The sequence below is a fragment of the Pontibacter locisalis genome (genome assembly GCF_042684605.1).
In the GTDB taxonomy this organism is placed as follows: Bacteria; Bacteroidota; Bacteroidia; order Cytophagales; family Hymenobacteraceae; genus Pontibacter; species Pontibacter locisalis.
Window position 1 is genome coordinate 36,777 of the sequence record NZ_JBHULU010000006.1, and the last position, 21,699, is coordinate 58,475.

The window sequence follows — 21,699 nt, forward strand, 5'->3', positions numbered from 1 at the left end:
GCGCTAGGACTGTGCAGCTGCTCCTACCAGGTTGCTGATACCCAACACGACCATATCCACACCGATGGCTCCCAGAAAAAAACCGTTGATACGCAGGAGCAGCTCCATGTTCTTATCAAAAGCCAGTTGCACCCTTTTCGAGCGCATACTGCGCCTTACCTGCTTCATGCCCATAATAAAAACAAAGTTGATGAGCATGATCAGAAAAAGGGCGAGAACTCCCTGCCACAATACCAGCTGTTCGGACATAAGAACAGTGAGAGAAATAGTACCTGCCCCTACCATAAAAGGCAAGGCTATTTCAGAGGCCAGATCATGTAGATCACCTTTGATTTGAATAAAAGCTTTCTTGCCCTGCACGATGAAGATGTAGGCAAAGGAGAAGAGCACAATGCCGCCGAAGATCCGGAAGGACTCGAAGTTGATACGGAATACCTTTTGGAAAACTATATCTCCCAAAAGCAGGAAAACGAGGAAAATGAAAAACGAAATAACAGAGGCCTTTAAAAACACAGACCTGAAGTCAGCGTCTGACAGGTCACCCATGACTGGCTTTAGGTACAGGAAAAGCGCAAACGGGTTCAGCATCACAAGAAAACTCAATATAGCTGCTATCATAGGTCAGGTATTGTTTTATGCTTTTGGAGTTACGGTACATCATGAAGTAAGATTCCGGACTGTGCAAGCAAACCACAATTAAAGGGGAACTTTCGGGTAATTCTGCACTTCTGTTTCCTTTCCGCTTTTGCTGTTAAGCAGACGACTAGGGCGGTTTTGTTGTGCCTCTTCCTGCGCCTTATCAAGCGCCTCCTTTTCATGATCGAAAGCTTTAATGAGGTTTCTGTCATGATCCAGTACGCACCATTGCTTCTTCTCCTGGCTCCACTGAACACGGTAGGTTTTCACCCCTGCCTTGTTGCGGATCAGGTCAAGTATTACTTTGCCGTCGCTGTCGTTGCCATCCGGGTAAGGCATGGGTAGGAGCGCAAAGAAGACATAGTACAAAGAGAAATAGGTGAACTGGTAGGTGAGTATGCCAGCCTCCAACACTTGGTGCTCAACCAGGTATATCACCGCCCCCGCTGCTATTGCATTAAAAAGAGCACCACCTGAGAAAATGAGAATGTTGGCAATACGCTCATTGCGCCTCAGATTATCAAAGGTGCAGAGGCCGTACCAGAAGTAGTATTTTCGCACCTCCAGTATGCCTAAACGGAACAGTACCTTTCCAGACCCAATCGTTACTTTAATGTTTTTACCACCCATCAGCCAGGCAAAAAACACATGCCCCGCCTCGTGCACAAACGAGATAATGGGAAGCACCAGGAAGAAGGCCAGAAAGAACTTTGGTATGTCATTTATCCCAAACATGTCATGTCTGTTACGGGATTGGTAGCAAGTAGTATCAGCTGCGTTAGTTCTTTTTCCAATTTTAGACCATAAGAACATATGGACTGTACTAAAACAGTCTCCAATAGGCATAGATGGACTTTAACCTGATTACATGCAGCTAAATAATTCACTAACTGCTATTTAAAGTCTGATATTCCAACCACTTTATACTGTCTTTTTTGATTTAATTAAACTCAAATACTAACAACACATCTCCTAAAATAAATGATATAAAAATCTTTCCCAGCATATCATTTTCCACCTGCAAAAGACTGACTAAAACCGTTAAATCAGTGTTAATATGGTTTGATATTTTCATCCTTCGTTCTACATAGAGGTTGTCAGTTCTACCTAAACACGAATCAGCACACACTACACCAAAGGAGGTCAACGCAAAAGAAGCATTTAATAAAGTCCTTATTTTGCCTCAGAAAAGAAGAGCGTGTCCACCTTGTCCAGAAAGCGTTCATCCCTCAGGCCTGATCTATTGAACAAGACAAGTGTGCCCAGCCCCTCCTCCGGGTACAGCCTCATTTCCACATAGTATCCGCCTCCGCCGCCGGCATGGTTGTAGTAGCGCACCCTGTTCAACGTGCCAGAGAACCAAGACAGGCATATGCCCGTTGGCTTCCCGGAAGCATTCTTTGTCTCCGTGAAGAGCATATCTTTGCTGGCAGCTGAGATAACCCCGCTTGGAATTGCAACAGTTGATTGGAGAAATTTTTCATGCAAACAGGTAGTGTCAGCCCAAACAACCACTTTTTACCTTCATGTTTGCCAGACATAATCTGGCCCGCTTTAGTGAACACTTTAGTGGTTTCTTGTTGTGCTGTAGTCCCTCCGCCAGAATCAAATTTGCTCAACAAAATCCACAAAGACTTTTTTATGAAGTTCAAGATCCATATCAGGTGATAGTGACACACGGGCAATATAGTCTTTGTCGGCTTCTTTGGTCGTGCCCTGGGTGGATGTTGCAGGTATCGTCCAGTAACAGCCTTTTAGCTGCCCATAACTCACACAGTACTTACTCTCACTGGGAATCTCACTGATCATCAAATCGATCAGTTTTTGATTCAATGCTCTTTTATAGGATTCCCTTTCTTCATCCGTATTCCCTTTAGTGGGAAGGTCCAGTGAAAACACGGATGGCGTAAATCCTTGCTGAGCCAGTTCCTCTGAAACAAAATTGATCTTCGCCTCCGGTAAAGTATCCTTTATAAAATTCACATACTCCCGTGTGTTCTTGTAGGCATCTGCTATCCTTTGATTCATGGAAGGCAATTGCTCTGCCAGTATCTCCATCTGAAGGTCTGTTGCCTCGTTATCGCAAAGTATCAGGTGCTTCTCTATCTTTCCCAGCAAGGCTTCAGCTTTTGAGTTTACCACACAGTAGCCGGCAGTAACTTTTCCGCCACTCGGGAATTTCGATCCACTCACATAGGATATGGTCCTGATCGAGGAGAGTATGCTATCCTCACTTACAAACTGCACATTAGGGCAGAATGTCTGATCCAGGATAAAAACCGGATCGATGGCAACTTCACCTGTTGCAGTCTTACGCTCTTTTCTTAGAACATCTCTTAATTTGTCAAGATCCGGAACCTCAACTCTTGGGTTCGTTGGTATCTCAGCGATGATGTAAGGAACAGCATCTTCCTTAGCAATTTTGTCCAGCACCGTGTCAATGCTTTGAACCATATCATGCTTTCCATCAACCGGTAAGTCCACCACTTCAACATTATCAATACAGGCAGCTACTCGTCTTGCCTGGTCATTTGTTCCACCATAGCAATTGGGAGGAACAATAAATCTGATTCCCTTTCCTTTATGATTTTCCAGAGCATCGTGCACCAGGCCCATCATAATCGCATACTGCATAGACAGTCCCGATGAAGCAACCAATGCTTTTGTTTTGGCACCGGTGATCTTTCTGATTGACTCTAAGACACTTGCTTTGTTCTTCTCGACGTCACGCTGCTCATTATTGAAAGAAGATTCCCCTGTTAATTTCTGCAAGGCAGCAAAACAATTGGCCGGGGTCATGGCAATGGTCTCTCTCCTGCGCACATGCTGAATTTCTGAAATATATTCATCATTTTGTTCACCATTTACCAATAAAATGCTTCCAAGTTGAGGGTGAGCTTTGATAAAGAAGTCAATATTCGGATTGAGATCAGCATGACCAATTTCATCTTCCTGTGAAACGAAAATGGTACTGCCGTTAAACTCCGAAATCCCCTCTACTTTCTCAACATGCTTTAAGTCGAATTTATAATTGTAAACGCCCTTTAGTACCTCAGCATCAAAAGATTCCGGTAGTGTGCCGGTATAAACGATTTGGGTGTTCTTATGATCCAGTAAGTTTTTTCTTAGAACTGCTAATACAGGAACCGTCCTGGAAGAAAAACTGATTACATTTTCTGGTTTTAGATTATTCAACTTAGCAATTGTCCACTCCAGTACTGATGATAATGGATGGCCTAACCGAATATAGTCAAAAGCAGTGGGTAGTTCACTGAGCGCTGACGTTTCAGAATTATTTTCTTTAACCAGAATTTCGAACTGCTCCAGGAATTGTGTTTTGGCTAATTGTTCATTATAAATATCCAGCCGATGGGTTGTTAGCCGCAACCAGTCAGTAGGCATACTTACTAATACATTTTTAATATATTTTAGCACTTTATTATCTTCCATAATTTTCACTTTTAGATAGAGCGTTAATATAGATTGCTAAGATTTATATTAAAAGTGTTAGAAGACATTTGTTACATCATCCCTAAAAGCGGCCATGCGGAAACAAACGGTAAATGAAAAAGAAAAGGTGGTTATGAGAAACTGGCAGCCCTAAATGGAAAGTTCGTTAAACCATATCTTCCTGTAGAAAACAGTCCAAGACACCAAAATCCATATTAGTTAACAGCACTTGCCTCAGACATGCCTATGCTATTTACCCTTAACTGAACCTCCACGCTGTACCCGTTCACCTGCGTTACCTCCCGCCAGGCATCCACGTGCACCTTATCCTTTGCCTCCGGCCAAAAATTCCTGAGCTGAGGCACCAGGTCTCCCACTTTCTAAGCTATGCCGAAAAATACATCGTGCTGCTCAGTATTCCAGCCGGGAGGCCTGCAGCCGAGCATGAGCATAAATAGCTTATGTTTCTTCATCTCAGAAATGTATGTACTTTGGTAACACCGTGTTCAATCCTATATTGTTTTACACTATATAAAGGCTATTAAGCTATGGTAATGTTGGATGCAGAGAAAGTAGACTGTTGGTTCTCATCCAGAGAAACAACAGGTTTTTAAACTTTTAATGGTCAATGGGCTACTCATCCCTTCTTTCCAGAACCGCTGTAACTGATACGAACCTTACGATGCAATCAGCAAAGAACTAAGCCTGCTGAAGTTCGCATGCCCCTCCCTTAAGAGTTGCAGTGGCCTCTACCCCACCACTCTTATCAGAGCGCACTTCCTGTCGCTACTAATGCTTTCCCTATTTAAGGCCTGCTTTGTGCACGTTTTGAAGGTTATACACAAGGTGTCCATTCAAACGCTGCAGATAAATTGAACTAAGAATCATCTTTTTTGAAAGCAGACGCAAATACAGCCTTTTTGACCCCAAGGACACTTTGGCAATTTTTCCCCGCATCAGCCACTGCAGTGATACCGGAACAGTCTTTAAATTTCACTACAATTATTTTTTTATAATTTTAGCCTAACGGATGAGCTACAACTGCCCTATGCAAAGAGAAATCAAAAACACATTTGGACGGACTTTCTATAAGATCCAGTACCACGAGGACCTTAACGTCGTTGATGCCGTGTGGTATAGTTCTGCCTCCAAGCAGGACCTCAAACAGGCAGTGGCTGCAGGGCTAGAGGTACACGAAGGCACCCGCTGCCCTTACCGGCTGAACGACAACACCGATTTTTCGTCACCCTGGACAGATGCAGTGGCTTGGCTTGAAGAAGATTGGCTGCCTCGTGCCTATAAGGCCGGCATACGATTCCTGGCTCATGTGGCCCGTCCCGACTCTTTTGGTGAAGCGGCAGGAGAAGCACTTGTCAAGGGGAAGATAGGCTCTGTGATTGAGGTGCAGTATTTCTCTAACAGACAAGATGCGCTTGAGTGGCTAAAATATAAACAGGGGGTAGATCTGGCTGCAACCTCACGTACATGGTGAGTGCGCGCAACTTACTTCTCTTTGTATTTACCCCTCTAACTGAAATACATCATGGCTCTGGCCTGACCCGCTGTATCAGCTTATGTAGAGTATAATCCAGCACCTCATCCACCTCGTCAACCAGATGATCTCTAACCTGATGATCAGGTACAACGCCTTTTAATTGTTCATCCCCATTTGGGTGTACAATATATCCTTTTGGCACCTTCAAAACTACTCCTGTTTGAGGCAGGGTAAACGAAAATTGAGAAGCATACAGCGTCGGAATAGCCCCGGTCTCTTCTCCCATAAGCTCAGCAAAACCAAAGTCATGTACAAGTGCTGCACTAACGGCTGCCATGGAATAGGTATGGCGGTTCTGCCAACTTTATTTTCTTTAATATGCTTTACAAAAGTTGTTATGTAAAAACAGGGCTAAGTTAGAAATCTGTGTCCCAGGATTAAAGTAGGTAAGCTGAACTAAAGCTTCAAAAACAAAAGTTACCTTAGTGACTTCAACAGAATAAGTGGCGCTATTCCTCCCTATCCTGCCTCGTATGACTGAGGTTCAAGATAGGCAGCTGGATGTGGAATTTCACCGCTACCAGCCTGATAATTATCACCGTTGCGGCTGCCAGCAGCTCCACAACAGGGATCAGGAAGTCAAACTGGTAGCATATAAAGAAAACGAGACCTCCTGCGATGCATGCCAAGGCGTAAATGTCTTTCCGGAACAGCAAAGGCACCTCGTTGATGAGCACATCCCGAATTACCCCGCCTGCCGTTCCAGTTATCGCACCCATCAGGATACAGGCCCAGAATGGTAGCCCCGCAGCAAAACTCTTAGCTACCCCCACTGTGGTAAAGAGCCCAAGTCCGACGGTATCAAACATGAACAGGGTATTTCCCAATCGTAGTAGTTTCTCCTTGAAAAGAATGGCTGCCAGCAAAGCCACCCCTGTAATGACCAGGTATGTGGCATCAAGCATCCAGAAAGGTCTCACGTCTAGCAGCAGGTCCCTTATGGTTCCGCCCCCGATCGCTGTCACAAGGCCAATGACATAAGCCCCGAACCAGTCGATGTTTTTGCCCGAGGCAAGCCTGATACCACTGATGGCGAAGGCAAATGTTCCTAAAAGGTCTAAGACCTCAATAAAACTTATCTCTGAAAAAACCTCCATTTATCTTTTTCTATATGTCTGCCATACGCACCTATTTTAGCGCGTGGGTGAGCAAGATACTACACCCATCACAAGTAATGTAATTAAAGCAGATAAAGACCAGTTTCAAACATCTTTGTTCATGAATTATTATATTCTAAAGTTCCCAATAAAGTACTGGTACAGCAGTTGGCGAGGAGTTAGCCGATGCATGACTGCTGTACTGAGCGCAAACAAAAAGCACCTGTTAAAGATCAACAGGTGCTTTGTATAAGACTATAATTGGCAATTATGACTCACGCCATTTTATCGTACACCCAATGGCCTTGGTGTTAGCCTGGCTCACCGTTTTGTTGGCTACCAGTTCCGCCAAGGCGGCTTCTGCATATCTCTTCTGCACTTTCTCCGGTGCTCTGTAGTTATCGTCTATCGTGCCGATGTAGGCTACTTCAAACTCGCCGTTCTGCTGCTTCTCAACAATGTACAGGTGCGGCGTGCGGGTAGCACCGTAGGCTTTCGCTGTCTCCTGCGTCTCGTCGTGCAGGTAAGGGAACGGGAAGTTCTTTTCTTTGGCCCTCTGCTGCATGTGCGCGTACGAATCTTTCCGCGATTCATTTACATCGTTCGGGTTGATGGCGATAACCGGGTAGCCTTGGGGCGCATACTTGTTGTGCAGCGCAATAATGCGGTCTTCGTAGGCTACAGAGTAAGGGCAGGTGTTGCAGGTAAAGGTTACGATAAAGCCTTTGGCGTCTTTGTAGTCGGCCATGGACACCATTTTGCCGTCCACGTTCTTCAGTCTAAAATCGGTAGCGGTGTCGCCCACCTGGTAGCCGGTGTCTGTGACAGCTTCAGCAGTTGTTGCAGACCCCTGATCGCAGCCAAGCAGCAACAGGCAGCATGTGTACAGCACTAGAAAATTTATCTTTCTCATAGAAGTATTGTTTATGGTTTGAATCGTTTTATCAGGGCCTGGAGTTCGTTCTCCTTCAGCTCTCTCTCAACAAAGTGGTACTGCCTGCGCTTGTTGTTGAAGAGCATAGTGGCCGGTATGGCACCGCTCCACCTGGGCTCCAGCTTGTCTATCCAGGTGTTGGCGTCTGTCTCGTCAAGCAACCACACATCAGAGGCCAGTTTACGCTTTTGCATTCTAGTCTTCAAGATCACTGAAATCCTACGGATAAATTTGATCATTCTGTCTCCCTAAAAGCTGCTCTATATAAAATGGAGCGCCTTTTATGGGTTTGAAAATGTTTACCCTTTGCTACAAACTTTCTATAGTTCTTTCACCGTCATTAAACTACATCTCTTACTTTTTTGATAGTTGCAGAATCAGCTTCACAGGCTGTATCAAATATAATGAGCTCGAACTGTTGTCTTTGTTTGTGCACTCTCATTTGATGACCTTCACCTCTTTTATGTTATCCTTTATTTCCCAATCAATGAGCAGGTAGCGTGGGTCAATGCCGGCATGGGCTGGCTTACCAGGTACTGTCACCGTAATCGTCTGCAAAGCGGAGCTTAAGCGATGTTTCTGCTGGTAAAGCACTTTGCCTACCTCCTGCCCTTTTTCCGTAGGGGCGAAAACCCCTATATCCACCCAATCATTAACCGGTAGGTTAGTCTCTACTCCTATACTGTCAACTACAAACTTCCGTGCCTGCACGTCAAGGGTCACCTGCCATTTACCCGGTTCCACCTGCTTTGCCGTGGCCTGCTCGGTGCTTAGTTCCCAGAAGGTATTTTTCTCAAAAAGATCATGAAGCAGCGGTTGGAGCGAGTCAGGAGTGACTGCCTGCAGTTCGTGGTGCAAATCAAGCGAAGTAGGTAATGGAAACTTTCCAGAGCCATGCTTCTTCAGTAAAGTTCGGAGTGCTCCATTTACTTTGTCCCTGCCTATATACTGGCTCATCGCATACAGTGCAAAAGGACCTTTACGATAATTCTGGTACCAGTCATTCGCCTGCAGCAGCGGCACGGCAGCACGAGTTTTTGGATTCTCATACTCTTCCCGCAAAAAGCTTAACAGCCGTTGAACGTTCTCAGGCCCATACTTGTCTTCCAGCACACCCATAGCGGAATACCAGGCCAGGCTCTCGGAAAGCAGGCCTGCTCCTTCTGCATGGGCCGGATCAACCTGGTTGCCCCACCACTGGTGTGCCACCTCGTGTGCCACCACCGCCGTTATCAGATCAAACTTCCGTTCGTCTTTGTCTGGGTTCATGAGAAAGAATCCTTCTCCGGCCGTAATATTGATGGGGGCAGCATGGTTTCCAAACGCGTACCCCGGATAAGATACAAACCGGATGGTACGGTGGGGGTACGCCCCGAATTGCTTGCTGTAGTGGTCTAAAGAAGCCTGGACACTCTTCACCATGCGATCCAAATTAAGGGTTTGCCCCGGATCATAGTAGATCTGTATGCTTACACCCTGCCCTGAACCACCCAAGGAGCTCGTCCACTTACCTTCATGCACGGCATAGTTAGCAGAGAAAAAGTAATATTCATTCCGGATAGGAACATCTGTAGCATAATGGAAGTAGCGCCGGTTACCTTTTGTCCATGTTCGCTGCAGCACACCCGGCGCCACAACCACCTGGTCTTCGTCTGTACCTACCACTGCATCAAATATAATACGCTCGGAAAAAGGCGATTCCTGACGTGCTTCCACATCGTAGAGTGAAGGAGTTGCGGGGCGTGGAGCCAGTCCATATTTTTTTCTGGAACCAGCATCATCCAGCTCCCGATAGGACTGGTAACCAATCGCAGGCAGCCATTCATAGTTTCGGAAATTAGTGCTGCCAGGAGTTACCGAGACATCAGCTCCATTGTTAGTAAAGCCACGTGAGCCTACCTGTACATCAAAGCTAAGTTGTAGGGAGTCGCCGGGTTGGAGCGGTTTTTTCAAAGTATAAATCTGGTACCCCAGAACTTTATCTTCAAACACTCTGTCAGCAGGCCGGTTAAAAGTTATGGCCTTTGTCTCAACACCCGGCACAGTGGCTACATGTACAGCATCTATTGGCGCCTTATGCTGATTCACGAGCAGGTAGGAGCCTTTAACTGTTGCTTCCCGTTTTTCCGGGTATATCTCTACCTGTAAGCTAGCACTTGTCTGCCGGGGCTGCGGAATACGGGAATACTTCGCGTACAGCTTTTCGTACTGCGCTTGCCGCTCCGCAATCTCAGTTGAAGACAGGTAATTGTTCACGACATTTGTGTTATAGAAAGTGAAACCTCCGAATACCAAGATGCCCGCTATTGCTACCGTAGCAACAACGATCGTGGAACGGGTGATGCGACGCACAGCTAAGTTGAACCGCGATTTAATTTTTTCTTCCCTGCCCCGCACCCAGAAAAGTTTTGCCACAACAGCCAGCAGCAGCGCCCACGACAACCAGTATAGTTTAAACCACAGCCATGGTTCCAGCGATAAGTTAAAGCCGGCCATAGTGGTATACGACCACCCAGGACTGGCACTATAGATGAGTAGTTTATGGCTGATGCCGAGACTCGGAGCAAACGCGATAAATCCATAAGCAAGCAGGGCAAAAAAGTGGCCCAGGTATTTTTGATTGACCAGCACATGCACTACAAGCGCAAGCAAGGCAAAGAGCAGACATTCTACCAACTGAAGCCCGAAAAGCGCCTTTACATACAGCCCAATCTCAATAGGTGCACCGCCTATACTACTCTGTGCAACCATACCTGCTATCATCAGAAATATTAACCACACTACAAGCATAAAGCTTAATGCAAGGAACCTGCTCAGGAACAGAACCCATTCCGGCACCGGGGCTGCATTGGCAATCTCGTTTATACCTGCTTCTCTCTCCTTCCACACCAGTTCCCCGACATAAAAAACAGTAAGAAGAGTAATCAAAATCCAGAAGGACTTAATTTCTACCAAAGGTGCTGTTAGAAAGTTAACCATCTGATCCGTACGGGGCAGCAAGGGCACGTCTTTGGCCTCCATGTTTCCGGGTATGGCAAAACCTATTAGCAGGACAAGGGCAATCAATAACAGCAAACCAATACGGCCTTTTGCAAGCTGTAGAAAAGATTTCCAGGTGATGACGCGTAGCTGTAGTAAGTGAGTTCTAAATCCAAAAACGCCCTTAATATGCATTAATGTATTCTCCGGTTTCCATTTAAGCCACTCCTGCGCTGGCAGGTTTGCTGTGGTTTGGTTCAACTGCTTCTTGCCAACTCCTGTTGTGGGCTGACCAAAACTGAAACGACTATGAGTAAAAGCCAATAAGCCAACAGAGATGCTGAGCCAAAGTATGCGGTTAATGAGCAGCGGACCTTCTAGTGAGAGTAGGCGCGTATTCATTTCCAACGGGCTCCATTCACCTGATAGTTGATCTAATATGGAACTGAAATGGATGGGATCTAGTATGTTTTTCCACTCTGCAGCATCATGTGTAATCAATTCCAAAACGAATGCTGCCACAAAGAGAAGTACACCACCCAGATAACTTGCCATGGCCCTGCGGGTAAGCGCCGCCAATGAGAACTGAATGGCAGTTACAATAAAAATGTTAGGTAACAGGATGTAGAAAAAGCTGGTCAGATAAGCTGATGCTCGGAACGGCCCCATAACTTCAGGCTCTACACCAGTAAAGTATAAAGAGAACAGGATGCTCAGCGGAATGGAGAGCAGAACAATTAAATTGAGAAGGAATGCGGCAAGAAACCGCCCTCCCAGGTAAGTGGCTTTACTGGTTGGCGTGGTGTAAGTGAGTGAATACATACGTGTCTGCACATCTCGGGCAGCGGCATCGCCTGCCACGGATCCGCCTAACGGAAGCCAGAACAAAATGCATAGAGCGGTGACGGCCGCTATCACAATAGGCGCATTCAACAAGAAATAACCTTCCCGGGCATCACTTAAGTAATTTGCGATTATCCATAAAAATGCAAGCACTGCCACTACCAAAAAGTATAGCCAGGTAGAGGCACTGCGTATCTGGTATGCAAACTCCAGCTGATAAGTCTTCCGTAACTTCATATGCTTACCTCCTCCACTTGCTGACAGGCCTTGTTAAAGCCTGCCATGGTGCTAAAGTATACATCTTCCAGGTCCGGCTCCACCAAGTCAAAACCGTTTCCGATATTCTCCTCACTATACACATGCACGATGGTGCGCCCACTAAACAGTTTGGCAGAAATAACCTGATGCTCCTGGTCTAGTGCATGCAACTCATTCTTGGATATCAGCTTACGCCAGATATGGCCTTTCAGTGCCTCTACAGCCTGCATCGGTTCAGCCTCCAAAAGTATTATCCCCTTGTTGATGATTGCCATATTGGTACACAGCTCCGACACGTCTTCCACAATGTGGGTGGACAGGATCACCACGCTGTTCTCGCCCAACTCGCTGAGCAGGTTCAGGAAACGCACGCGCTCGGCCGGATCCAGGCCTGCCGTAGGTTCGTCAACTATAAGCAATTTTGGATTCCCCAACAGGGCCACGGCCACCCCAAAGCGCTGCTTCATGCCACCGGAATAGCCACCCAGCTTCTGTCTGCGCTTGTCCCATAGGTTTGTCTGCTTAAGTAAACGCTCTACCACTTCTTTGCGGGCTGTGCGGCTGGTAATGCCTTTCAAAACGGCGAAGTAATCCAGCAAATCCTCTGCATTTACTTTTGGGTAGACACCGAACTCCTGTGGCAGGTAGCCCAGCGTCTGACGCACCTCCTCTTTTTGGCGGAGCACATCTATCTCTCCAAGACTTATACTTCCTTCATCCGGATCCTGTAGCGTGGCCAGCGTTCGCATAAGTGTAGATTTACCCGCACCGTTAGGGCCCAGCAATCCATACATGCCCGGCGGTATGTGCAGCGAAACATTGTTTAGTGCCTGTACTCCGTTGCCGTAAGTTTTGGACACATTCCGGATGGACAGGTTGAACTGGTGATTTTCCATAGTTCTTATTTTTAAGTATTCTTAATCAGGCAGAAATGAAGCGACAAATAAACTGTCCCTTGAGGGGACTATAGGGGTGTTTACTACTGATGAAGAAGCATCTTCTGAAATTTTGGTCATCAGCAGACGATTACACCACTGTGGTCCCCTCAAGGGGACAGTTTATCAAAGCATCATTGGGTATAGGATGCATTCCCGCTCATTTTCAGAATAAAGGAAAAAAGAGAGCACAGGAACACAAAAAGCGATATGCTATTACTGTAGTTTAATCTACCAAAGGCTGGTTTGCTTCCGCCAATGCGCTTGCAGGCCCAATAGCCCGTTTCGTAGATTGGTATCAGGCTCCTGCCGAGTTGGTAGAAAGAAAATGGCCGGAAAAAATATCTTTGTTTTATGGAGAGAGTTAAAAAGGTGTTTGTGCTGGTCCACGTTGTGCTGTGGACGCTGTTTATCCTGCTGTCAGCCTTACAGCTAAGCCAGGATGGTGCCCACTGGCAAACCCTAACCACTGGTTTCATATTAACATGCTTGCTTGTTTTTTACGGTAATTTTTATTTGCTGACAAACTATTCGGGAAAGAAGAATAGAAGAGCTTATTATCTCAGGTTGGCCCTAATCATATCGATCGGCGCTTTCCCCTTCATGATTTTCCACTATCGAGCGTTGGAAACCTGGCAAACTTTCATTGGGTTCTATGGTGTGACCTTGATCACTATTGTGCCTCTCTTTACATTTCTCGGTTGGTTGGCCAGAATTACGGAGAACCTGGTGCTAAATACCATCAAAAAAGAGCAGCTGGAGAAACAGGCTGTGGAAGCTGAGTTACATTATTTGAAATCACAGATAAATCCGCACTTTCTGTTCAATACTTTAAACAACATCCATACGCTGGTATATAAACAGGCTCCGGCAGCACCCGAAGCTGTACTTGGTTTATCTTCGCTGATGCGTTATATGATCTATGAGTCGAATGCACCCACGGTGCCGCTTTCCAGGGAAATGAGCTACCTGCAGGACTATGTAAGTTTGCAGCAGCTCCGATACAAGAAAGCCCCGGTGGTAGATCTTGAAATAGAAGGAGATACAGAATCCTGCCATATTGCCCCGCTGCTGTTTATACACCTCCTGGAGAATGCCTACAAACACAGCCCTGCCCGACTGGAACCCGGTAGTATAAAAGTTAGCGTGGAAATAAAAGAGAATACCCTTACCTTCCGTGTACAGAATCCGATCAGCAACAACCCTGGTAATGCGCTAGAAGAGCCCGGTGGCATTGGACTTACGAATGTCCGTAAAAGGCTTGCGTTGCTGTACCAGGACCAGCACGAACTGGAGATAAGCAGCACTGGCGAAACATTTATAGTTACCCTAAAAATTTACGGACTTCATATACAGGCTCATGAAAGAAAAGCTCACCTGCTATATAATTGACGACGAGCACCTGGCCCAGGAAATACTGGAAGAGTATATAGCCAAAATTCCTTTCCTGGAGCTGAAAGGCACCTTTATGAGCCCCCTGGAGGCAGCAGCGCAACTGGACCAGGATAAGCCCGATCTGCTTTTCCTGGACATTAACATGCCTGACCTGGATGGGCTCAGTTTTATCCCCATGCTGAATCCAAAGCCGATGATCATCCTGACAACGGCCTACGATCAATATGCCTTGAAAGCTTTTGAACTGGAAGTAAAGGATTACCTGGTGAAGCCTTTTTCCTTCGAACGGTTTTACAAAGGTGTACTGCGCCTGTACCAGGAACAAGGTAACCGGCAGCTACCGGAAAAGGGGGCAGTTAAAGCAGAACCTAAGGGTGAGCAGGAGTATATCTTTCTGAAGGTAGGCCATCGTATTCAGAAAATTGCAACCCGGGATATTCTTTTCGTTGAGGGCATGAAAGATTACCTGAGAATCCACACTGCCAAGGAAAAGATCATGACCCTCATGAGCTTTGCGAAGTTAGAAGAGGTATTACCCTATTTTAATTTTGCCCGTGTTCACAGATCATACCTAGTAGCCATCGAAAAAATAGATCATATCGAGAAAAACAGAATATGGATAGGTGATAATGTTATACCCATCAGTGATAGCTTTAGTGGGGGTTTTTATAGAAAACTTAAAGGGATTTAGCCAATCTACTTGAGGTTCGTCAAGTATTCTCTTTTCTAAGGGTTTGTCTGAAGCCACCAAATACAAGCAGCAGGGTTCTACAACTTAATTCTTCGTTCTACCAAAATAAGAAAGCCGCTCCACGAAAGCGAAGCGGCTTTACTGCAGGTATGTCAAACGCTTATAACCATCAGGTAGAGGTGAAAAGACTCTCCTATCAGATTGAATCTCTCTCCTCAGAGGCGCTTACTGCATAACAGAAACGTTAACAGACTGCGTTGCCTGGTTACCCTGCTCATCAATTGCCACAACAGCAATGGAGTAAGCACCAGCAGGTGCATTCGCGTCAAGTATAATGTCAACATCAAGGTCTTTTTCCCTGTTATCGTTCAGGAAGTCATTTATGCTCTGATCATCAACCTGACGTGTCGTACCGCTTGGATCCGTAACATTTACTCTTATTTCATCAAGCCCTATATTATCAGTTACAGTGGCTCTAAGAGGGATAACAGTACCGGGTCCAAAAGTGGAGCCAGCCGCAGGAGAGGTAATTGTAATCGAAGGATTAGTAGTATCCAACTCTACATCATCGTCATCATCGCAGGCAAAAGCCACAAAAGAGAACAACACCAAAAAAAACCAATTTAATTTTTTCATAGCTTAAGAAATAAGTAAAATAAAAAATTAATAAAATTATAAAGGGAACAATCACTTAAAAGATCATGTCCCCTCACAGGTAGTTAAACGAAAGCCAGAGTTTAAAGTTATAACTTCATTTCCCACTGACAGGACAATAAAAGCTGGTGGAGTAGTAACATCGACTGTTAAGATAAACCTTGACTTTAGAACCTGCTCTAAAATTGCCACTGCCGTTACCTCAACTAAAGTTCCTACACGTCCAGCCACTGCAGGGCCTGCCCCTCGCTGGTAAAGTTTCTCACCGCCTCAAGTGCTATTCTGTGAAAAACGGTTTCAGGCAGAACCCGGCCAAGCCTCTTTAGCCGCGCCTGAGAAAGCAACTCATAAAAATTTGTCGCCAACCAATCTTTGGCCACAGGTGTGAGCACGCCAAGAGCTCTTGTCGGCCATTGCCTTCTCAATTCCGGTATCACGCAGAACCTCGTACAGCTTTGTGCCACCGGCAATAACCTCTTCTACGTTCACCGGACGCTGCCACTTCGCCCAGTCTGCAAGGTAGCCACGGCATAAGCAAAGAAGCCTCCGAAGACGGAGGCTTTTTTTAACTTTGGCTAAAAGTCAGGTTTATTCTTTCTTAGAAGCATCTGCTCCTTTCTCGTCCAGGAGAATAGAGCCTTTCTGCCCCTGGGCATTCGCCATAGTAACTTCGTATACAACTACACCATCGGCAGCTCCTTCAACAGGAGGTAATTTGAAGATCTCTACAACAGCCCAGTCTTTATAGGTGTCGCTCTTAAGCGCAACCTTCACAGGCTCCGGAAGCTGGTCATGGGTTACTTTCTCTTTCTTATCAGCCTGGACCTTTTGCGTAGCTTGCTCTTGCTGTGTGGCTGCCTGTGCATGGGCCTCCACTGCTGAAACTCCTAACAAGGCGACAGCGGCCGCCAGAATTGTTACTTTTTTCATAGTAGGTTATTTTGGTTACGCTCTACCTATTGGTATAACCATGCCAAAAGCTATGCAAAATATAATTACCTGATATTAAGCAAACTACAAATAATGAATATTCCAAAGAGGTGTGAACGTGATACACGAACTGCGTATATATTCTACAATATGTAGAAGTTGTTAAAGCTTAACTGTATCTGAAAGCTTTTTAAGCTGACACACTCAGGGAGCAGCGGAATATATGACTGCTGAAGCAATATTGTCTGCCATGAAGATACTGAACCTTATGCTAAATGGTATTATGCAGGTTTTCATCTATGTGACAAACATCACTGAAGAGAGCTTATTTATATTTTACCTTTGTATAAAATAATAATGAGAATCACTTAGGTAAACGCTTAACAGATTACCAGAACTTGAAAGTATTTTACCAAGTAAAATCAGTATTTAAATTACTTAAAATTGAAAAGATGAAAATAAAGCAGTTTGAAGATAAAGGATTAGCCCACTATTCATACGCTATATTAAGCGAGCAAACCGGGGAAGTGGTGCTGGTAGACCCGTCACGAAATCCGCAGCCATACTATGATTACGCAGAGAACAACAATGCCAGAATTGTAGGGGTAATCGAAACGCACCCGCACGCCGACTTTGTAAGCTCTCACCTGGAGATACACGAGAAAACAGGCGCAACAATATATGCCCACAGCATGGTAGGTGCCGATTACCCGCACAAGGCTTTTGACGAAGGGGCTGAACTGCAGATCGGTGAGGTAAAACTGAAGTCTATCCATACTCCGGGTCACTCGCCGGATGGTATTAGCATTGTGCTGGAGCACGAAGGCAAAGACAAGGCAGTTTTTACCGGCGACACGCTCTTTATCGGTGATGTGGGCCGGCCGGATCTGCGTGAGAGTGCAGGTAACATTACTGCCAAGCGTGAGGAACTGGCCCGCCAGATGTACCACAGCACCCGCGAAAAGCTGATGAAGTTAGACGATGATGTAACTGTTTATCCAGCGCATGGTGCCGGTACCCTTTGCGGAAAAGGCCTGAGCGAAGCAAACAGCAGTACGATCGGCGCTGAAAAGATGAGCAATTACGCCCTGCAGCAAATGAGCGAGGATGAGTTTGTGAAGATCCTGACAGAAGACCAGCCGTTTATACCTAAGTATTTTGGCTACGATGTAGGACTTAACAAAAAGGGTGCTCCGGCTTACCAGCCAAGTATAGATGGCGTTGCCAGGCTGAAGAAGAACTATAAACCAGAAGACGGTGCCGTTGTGGTGGATGCCCGCAGCGAAAAAACATTTAAGAAAGGGCACTACAAAGGCGCCATCAACATCCAGAATGGTAACAAGTTTGAGACCTGGCTCGGAAGCATAGTTGGCCCAAGTGAGAGTTATTACTTAATTGCCGAGAGTGAAGATGAACTGAAGGACCTAATAGACAAGTCATCGAAGATCGGTTATGAACTGCTTATGAAAGGTGCATTTGTAATGGATGCTATAGCAGATGAAAAAACACCTCAGATAGATATCGAGGAGTTTAAACAGCATCAGGATGATTACACTATTGTGGATATCCGGAATACATCTGAGGTAAAAGGTGGCAAATTCTTTGAAAAAGCCATTAATATTCCGTTGCCGGAACTGCGCGAAAGGGCAAAAGAGATACCATCCGGTAAGCCGGTGGTAGTGCATTGCGCGGGTGGCTACCGTTCTGCAGCTGGCAGCAGCATTGTGGAGGCAGCCCTACCCGATACCAGGGTACTTGACCTGAGCGAAGCTGTTAACGATTTCAAGAACGGCCCGAAATAAAAACCTATAAAGTGTAGCCGGTGCATTGTTGCAATGCACCGGCTATTTGCTTGTATTCTTCATTCCTGCACCTCCCGAAAGTGAGTTCGTATAGTATAGGATCTAAACTAATAGGCACAAGATTATGGCTATATATGAAGGCTAGGTAAAAGATGGCTCAGGAAAGTGAGGTGTTTTTTCTCACAATTAAACTTATTTTACAGCGCCATCCACAAAATATGGCATTATGCACCTAAACGTTACACATGGAAATATCAGACAAAGAGGCTATACTAAAGCAGTTCCCGCAACTGGAGCAGCCCTTGATGGACGAGTTGCTGAAGCAGAGTACCTTAAAGGCAATAGAGGCAGGCGAAGAAGTAATGCGCACCGGCCAATACATTAAGTCGACGATTCTGCTGCTGAGCGGTCTGCTTAAAGTATACCGTGAGGATGACGAAGGCAACGAGTTCCTGATGTATTACCTGGAACCCGGCAACGCCTGCGCCCTGTCTATGATGTGTACGGCCCGCAACGAGAAGAGCCAGATTATGGCCAAAGCTGTGACAGACGCAGAGGTGCTGCTGATACCTTCCCATTTGTCTGAAATGTGGCTGGGCAAATATAAAAGCTGGCACAACTTCGTAATTGCTTCTTACCGCCAGCGTTTCGAGGAGCTACTGCAAACCCTGGACAGCATTGCTTTTAAAGGGCTAGACGAGAGACTGCTTTTCTACCTGAAACGCCATGTAAAAGTAAGCGGAAAGGAAGTAAGGTTATCGCACCAGCAAATTGCCGACGAACTGAACAGTTCCCGCGAAGTGATCTCCAGGCTCTTGAAAAAATTAGAGCAAACCGGCGCCATTACCCTGCACCGCAACTACATAGAGGTACACGACCTGGAGATAGTTTAAGAGTTACTGAGTGTAAGTGACGTAGAATTTTGCCTCTCTAATTTTTTCTGTATTGCTAAACTTCCGGCACCTGCTCCTTTAACCTTCCTCTGTGACAAGAGTCACTGTACTCCCTTACAGCATACTGTACCTTTGTTTCAATAAAACTAAAAACATAAAACTTGATGGAAGTACTCGGATATATCGCTGCTATGCTGATTGGCCTTTCGCTTGGATTGATTGGTGGTGGCGGCTCCATACTTACTGTACCTGTATTGGTTTACCTTATCGGGCTTAGTCCGGTCATTTCAACTGCCTATTCCCTGTTTATTGTAGGTCTTACCAGTTTGGTAGGTTCTTACAAGTTTTACCAGAAAGGGTTGGTGAGCCTGAAAACTGCTGTTGTCTTTGGTTTACCTTCTATAGTGGCAGTGTTCTTAACACGCCGTTACCTGGTGCCTGCCATTCCGGAAAACCTCTTTACTGTGGGTGACCTGGTTGTAACCAAAGGCGTAATGCTGATGCTGCTGTTCGCCGGACTAATGGTATTTGCCTCTATCAGTATGATCAGAAAGAAGAAAACCCCTGAGGAACCGGTTGATGAGAATATTGACAAAGACCCTGATGTGCAACATACAGACCCTGCTGAAACACATCCAAAACCAAAGTTCAACTATGGCGGCATCTTAGCCGAAGGCCTGGTAGTAGGTACACTTACGGGTCTGGTAGGTGCTGGTGGTGGCTTTCTGATCATCCCGGCGCTGGTGCTGTTCAGTAAGCTCGACATGAAAATGGCCGTGGGTACTTCGCTCCTGATCATAGCGGTAAAATCACTTTTCGGCTTCATAGGCGACATCTACAACTACGAAATAGACTGGATGTTCCTGGGCATATTTTCCTTGATCTCTATTGCTGGTATCTTCATCGGCACGTTCCTTTCTACCAGGATACATGCCGATAAACTGAAGACTTCATTTGGCTGGTTCGTGCTCGTGATGGGTATCTATATCATCATAAAAGAAATATTTTTCGCCTAGGGAGTCAGCGTGACCAAAGTCACAGACAAAGGCTTCTATTATACCGACCTTTGTATTGTGATTAAATACACAACAAGAATTTAAGAAGAAAAGCTATGTTTAACATATTCGGATCAAAACCCAAAAACTACGAGAACCTGGACGGCACCACGTTCAGAACCAAATACCAGAATTCTCCCAAGGCGGAGCTGCTGGACGTAAGGACAGCCGGCGAGTTTGCCTCAGGCTCCGTCAAAGGCGCCAAGAACCTGGACGTGACATCTGCTCAGTTCCAGCAGGCACTGAAAACAATGGATAAGGGCAAAGAGTACTTCGTGTTCTGCCGCAGTGGCAACCGCAGCGGCTCGGCCTGCGACATGATGAGCAAAGAGGGTTTCAAAGCGCATAACCTGGCAGGAGGCGTTGGTGCCTGGCCACGATAATTTAATTACAAAACATGAGCAGGCAAACAGGGGAGCCCGCGACTTGGCTCCTCCCCTGCTCGCTACCATTAACTAAACTACTAAGAGATGTTAGAATTATTGAGGCAACCGTGGCCGTGGTACACGTCGGGCGCCCTGATCGCCTTTGTGATGGTGCTGCTGCTCTTCTTTGGAAAGTCGTTTGGCTTTTCATCTAACCTGCGCACGATCTGCACGGCCTGCGGGGCTGGCAAGAACGTCAAGTTCTTTGACTTTGACTGGCGCTCCCAAACCTGGAACCTGCTGTTCCTGGTAGGCGCTGTACTGGGCGGCTTTATCTCGGCGGAGTTTCTGGCCGGAGACACTCCCCTGCAGATTTCGCAGGCAACAATACAGGACCTGCGGGAGTTGGGTTTCTCTGCTCCCGACGACCTGCAACCGGAAGAACTATTCAGCCTGGAGGCAATCTTTTCAATCAAGGGGTTCCTGGTGATGCTGCTGGGAGGCTTTGCCATCGGTTTCGGCTCCCGCTACGCCGGAGGCTGTACCTCAGGCCACGCCATCAGCGGACTCTCGAACCTGCAGCTGCCTTCGCTTATCGCAGTAATCGGATTCTTTATCGGAGGCCTGATCAGCACGTTTATCCTGCTGCCGCTGATTTTTTAACAAGAGCATTAAAGTATGAATTATGAGCGCCAGAGGACTGAAGACACAGCTCGTGCATCATTCATAATGTATAATCTCTAATCCATAATTTGAAAGCACCGTGAAAGGAATAAAATTTATATTGGCCGGCATTCTGTTCGGTATCGTGATGAGCAAGTCGGAGGCCATTTCCTGGTTCCGTATCCAGGAGATGTTTCGCTTCCAGGCCTTCCATATGTATGGCATCATCGGCACGGCCGTAGTGCTGGGTGCGATCGCCGTGTTCCTGATCAAGAAGTACAAGCTGCGCGATTTTCAGGGCAACCCGATCGTGTTCACACCCAAAGAAATGTCTGTTCCGCGCTATATAATAGGCGGCACCATCTTCGGATTGGGATGGGCGCTGACAGGCGCATGTCCGGGACCGATGTTTGTGAACATTGGCTTCAGTTACTGGGCCATTTTTGTGGCCATCGCAGGCGCCTTAGCTGGTACCTATATGTATGGCGTGCTCCGCGACAAGCTGCCCCATTAAATATAACTTGGCTAGAAGTTGACTATGTTTTGAAAGCCATTTGCTGTTTT

23 protein-coding genes are annotated in these 21,699 nt (G+C 46.1%); 9 read left to right on the forward strand and 14 right to left on the reverse strand.

What is annotated here, in order from left to right; translation table 11 throughout:
- Positions 1 to 3 precede the first annotated feature (3 nt).
- The 5 genes from ACFSRY_RS05210 to ACFSRY_RS05230 all read right to left on the reverse strand — a co-directional run bounded on the left by ACFSRY_RS05210 (position 4) and on the right by ACFSRY_RS05230 (position 4,463).
- Complete coding sequence (locus ACFSRY_RS05210; protein WP_377503747.1) at positions 4 to 618, reverse strand: MarC family protein; 615 nt, start codon at positions 616 to 618, stop codon at positions 4 to 6.
- 78 nt (positions 619 to 696) lie between these two features.
- Positions 697 to 1,371: a M50 family metallopeptidase gene (locus ACFSRY_RS05215; protein ID WP_377503749.1), complete on the reverse strand. Its 675-nt coding sequence runs from the start codon at positions 1,369 to 1,371 to the stop codon at positions 697 to 699.
- Between the two features lie 438 nt (positions 1,372 to 1,809).
- Entirely contained in the window at positions 1,810 to 2,055 is a 246-nt protein-coding gene (locus ACFSRY_RS05220; protein ID WP_377503751.1) for a hypothetical protein, read from the reverse strand.
- Between the two features lie 186 nt (positions 2,056 to 2,241).
- Positions 2,242 to 4,086 (reverse strand): PLP-dependent transferase, encoded by a 1,845-nt coding sequence (locus ACFSRY_RS05225; RefSeq protein WP_377503753.1) that lies wholly within the window; start codon positions 4,084 to 4,086, stop codon positions 2,242 to 2,244.
- Positions 4,087 to 4,301: 215 nt separating this feature from the next.
- Positions 4,302 to 4,463, reverse strand: coding sequence for a DUF1543 domain-containing protein (locus tag ACFSRY_RS05230; RefSeq protein WP_377503755.1), 162 nt, complete (start codon positions 4,461 to 4,463; stop codon positions 4,302 to 4,304).
- Positions 4,464 to 5,134: 671 nt separating this feature from the next.
- Here ACFSRY_RS05230 and ACFSRY_RS05235 point away from each other — a divergent pair.
- The gene (locus ACFSRY_RS05235; RefSeq protein ID WP_377503757.1) at positions 5,135 to 5,578 is read left to right on the forward strand and encodes a hypothetical protein; all 444 of its coding nucleotides are present in this window, start codon (positions 5,135 to 5,137) and stop codon (positions 5,576 to 5,578) included.
- Between the two features lie 49 nt (positions 5,579 to 5,627).
- Here ACFSRY_RS05235 and ACFSRY_RS05240 read toward each other — a convergent pair whose 3' ends face one another.
- The 6 genes from ACFSRY_RS05240 to ACFSRY_RS05265 form a co-directional block, all read right to left on the reverse strand.
- Entirely contained in the window at positions 5,628 to 5,918 is a 291-nt protein-coding gene (locus tag ACFSRY_RS05240; RefSeq protein ID WP_377503759.1) for a hypothetical protein, read from the reverse strand.
- Between the two features lie 172 nt (positions 5,919 to 6,090).
- Positions 6,091 to 6,738 carry a trimeric intracellular cation channel family protein gene (locus tag ACFSRY_RS05245; RefSeq protein ID WP_377503761.1) on the reverse strand — a complete coding sequence of 216 codons (648 nt, stop codon included), beginning with the start codon at positions 6,736 to 6,738 and terminating at the stop codon, positions 6,091 to 6,093.
- Between the two features lie 268 nt (positions 6,739 to 7,006).
- On the reverse strand, positions 7,007 to 7,651 hold the full coding sequence (locus ACFSRY_RS05250) for a thioredoxin family protein (RefSeq protein ID WP_377503763.1): 645 nt from the start codon (positions 7,649 to 7,651) through the stop codon (positions 7,007 to 7,009).
- An 11-nt stretch (positions 7,652 to 7,662) separates the two neighbouring features.
- Positions 7,663 to 7,866, reverse strand: coding sequence for a hypothetical protein (locus tag ACFSRY_RS05255; protein WP_377503765.1), 204 nt, complete (start codon positions 7,864 to 7,866; stop codon positions 7,663 to 7,665).
- A gap of 244 nt (positions 7,867 to 8,110) precedes the next feature.
- Positions 8,111 to 11,731: a M1 family aminopeptidase gene (locus ACFSRY_RS05260; RefSeq protein ID WP_377503767.1), complete on the reverse strand. Its 3,621-nt coding sequence runs from the start codon at positions 11,729 to 11,731 to the stop codon at positions 8,111 to 8,113.
- Positions 11,728 to 12,648 (reverse strand): ABC transporter ATP-binding protein, encoded by a 921-nt coding sequence (locus ACFSRY_RS05265; RefSeq protein ID WP_377503769.1) that lies wholly within the window; start codon positions 12,646 to 12,648, stop codon positions 11,728 to 11,730. The genes ACFSRY_RS05260 and ACFSRY_RS05265 overlap by 4 nt, the downstream gene beginning before the upstream one ends.
- A 393-nt stretch (positions 12,649 to 13,041) precedes the next feature.
- Here ACFSRY_RS05265 and ACFSRY_RS05270 point away from each other — a divergent pair, with 393 nt between their 5' ends.
- Positions 13,042 to 14,079, forward strand: coding sequence for a sensor histidine kinase (locus tag ACFSRY_RS05270; protein WP_377503771.1), 1,038 nt, complete (start codon positions 13,042 to 13,044; stop codon positions 14,077 to 14,079).
- Positions 14,048 to 14,773: a LytR/AlgR family response regulator transcription factor gene (locus tag ACFSRY_RS05275; RefSeq protein ID WP_377503773.1), complete on the forward strand. Its 726-nt coding sequence runs from the start codon at positions 14,048 to 14,050 to the stop codon at positions 14,771 to 14,773. Before ACFSRY_RS05270 ends, ACFSRY_RS05275 begins: the two co-directional genes overlap by 32 nt.
- A 225-nt stretch (positions 14,774 to 14,998) precedes the next feature.
- On the opposite strand, the gene ACFSRY_RS05280 is transcribed toward ACFSRY_RS05275, so the two are convergent.
- The 3 genes from ACFSRY_RS05280 to ACFSRY_RS05290 form a co-directional block, all read right to left on the reverse strand.
- On the reverse strand, positions 14,999 to 15,409 hold the full coding sequence (locus tag ACFSRY_RS05280) for a DUF4625 domain-containing protein (protein ID WP_377503775.1): 411 nt from the start codon (positions 15,407 to 15,409) through the stop codon (positions 14,999 to 15,001).
- 233 nt (positions 15,410 to 15,642) lie between these two features.
- The gene (locus tag ACFSRY_RS05285) at positions 15,643 to 15,864 is read right to left on the reverse strand and encodes a hypothetical protein (protein ID WP_377503777.1); all 222 of its coding nucleotides are present in this window, start codon (positions 15,862 to 15,864) and stop codon (positions 15,643 to 15,645) included.
- A 151-nt stretch (positions 15,865 to 16,015) separates the two neighbouring features.
- On the reverse strand, positions 16,016 to 16,357 hold the full coding sequence (locus tag ACFSRY_RS05290; RefSeq protein WP_377503779.1) for a hypothetical protein: 342 nt from the start codon (positions 16,355 to 16,357) through the stop codon (positions 16,016 to 16,018).
- A 452-nt stretch (positions 16,358 to 16,809) separates the two neighbouring features.
- On the opposite strand from ACFSRY_RS05290, the gene ACFSRY_RS05295 reads away from it, so the two are divergent.
- From ACFSRY_RS05295 to ACFSRY_RS05320, 6 genes are all read left to right on the forward strand, one after another.
- Positions 16,810 to 18,159 (forward strand): MBL fold metallo-hydrolase, encoded by a 1,350-nt coding sequence (locus ACFSRY_RS05295; protein WP_377503781.1) that lies wholly within the window; start codon positions 16,810 to 16,812, stop codon positions 18,157 to 18,159.
- Between the two features lie 245 nt (positions 18,160 to 18,404).
- On the forward strand, positions 18,405 to 19,052 hold the full coding sequence (locus tag ACFSRY_RS05300; RefSeq protein ID WP_377503783.1) for a Crp/Fnr family transcriptional regulator: 648 nt from the start codon (positions 18,405 to 18,407) through the stop codon (positions 19,050 to 19,052).
- Between the two features lie 164 nt (positions 19,053 to 19,216).
- Entirely contained in the window at positions 19,217 to 20,068 is an 852-nt protein-coding gene (locus ACFSRY_RS05305) for a sulfite exporter TauE/SafE family protein (protein WP_377503785.1), read from the forward strand.
- A gap of 95 nt (positions 20,069 to 20,163) precedes the next feature.
- Positions 20,164 to 20,490, forward strand: a complete 327-nt coding sequence (locus tag ACFSRY_RS05310; RefSeq protein WP_377503787.1) for a rhodanese-like domain-containing protein — start codon at positions 20,164 to 20,166, stop codon at positions 20,488 to 20,490.
- An 87-nt stretch (positions 20,491 to 20,577) separates the two neighbouring features.
- Positions 20,578 to 21,135 carry a YeeE/YedE family protein gene (locus ACFSRY_RS05315; RefSeq protein WP_377503789.1) on the forward strand — a complete coding sequence of 186 codons (558 nt, stop codon included), beginning with the start codon at positions 20,578 to 20,580 and terminating at the stop codon, positions 21,133 to 21,135.
- Between the two features lie 100 nt (positions 21,136 to 21,235).
- Positions 21,236 to 21,649 (forward strand): YeeE/YedE family protein, encoded by a 414-nt coding sequence (locus ACFSRY_RS05320; RefSeq protein ID WP_377503791.1) that lies wholly within the window; start codon positions 21,236 to 21,238, stop codon positions 21,647 to 21,649.
- Positions 21,650 to 21,699: the final 50 nt, after the last annotated feature.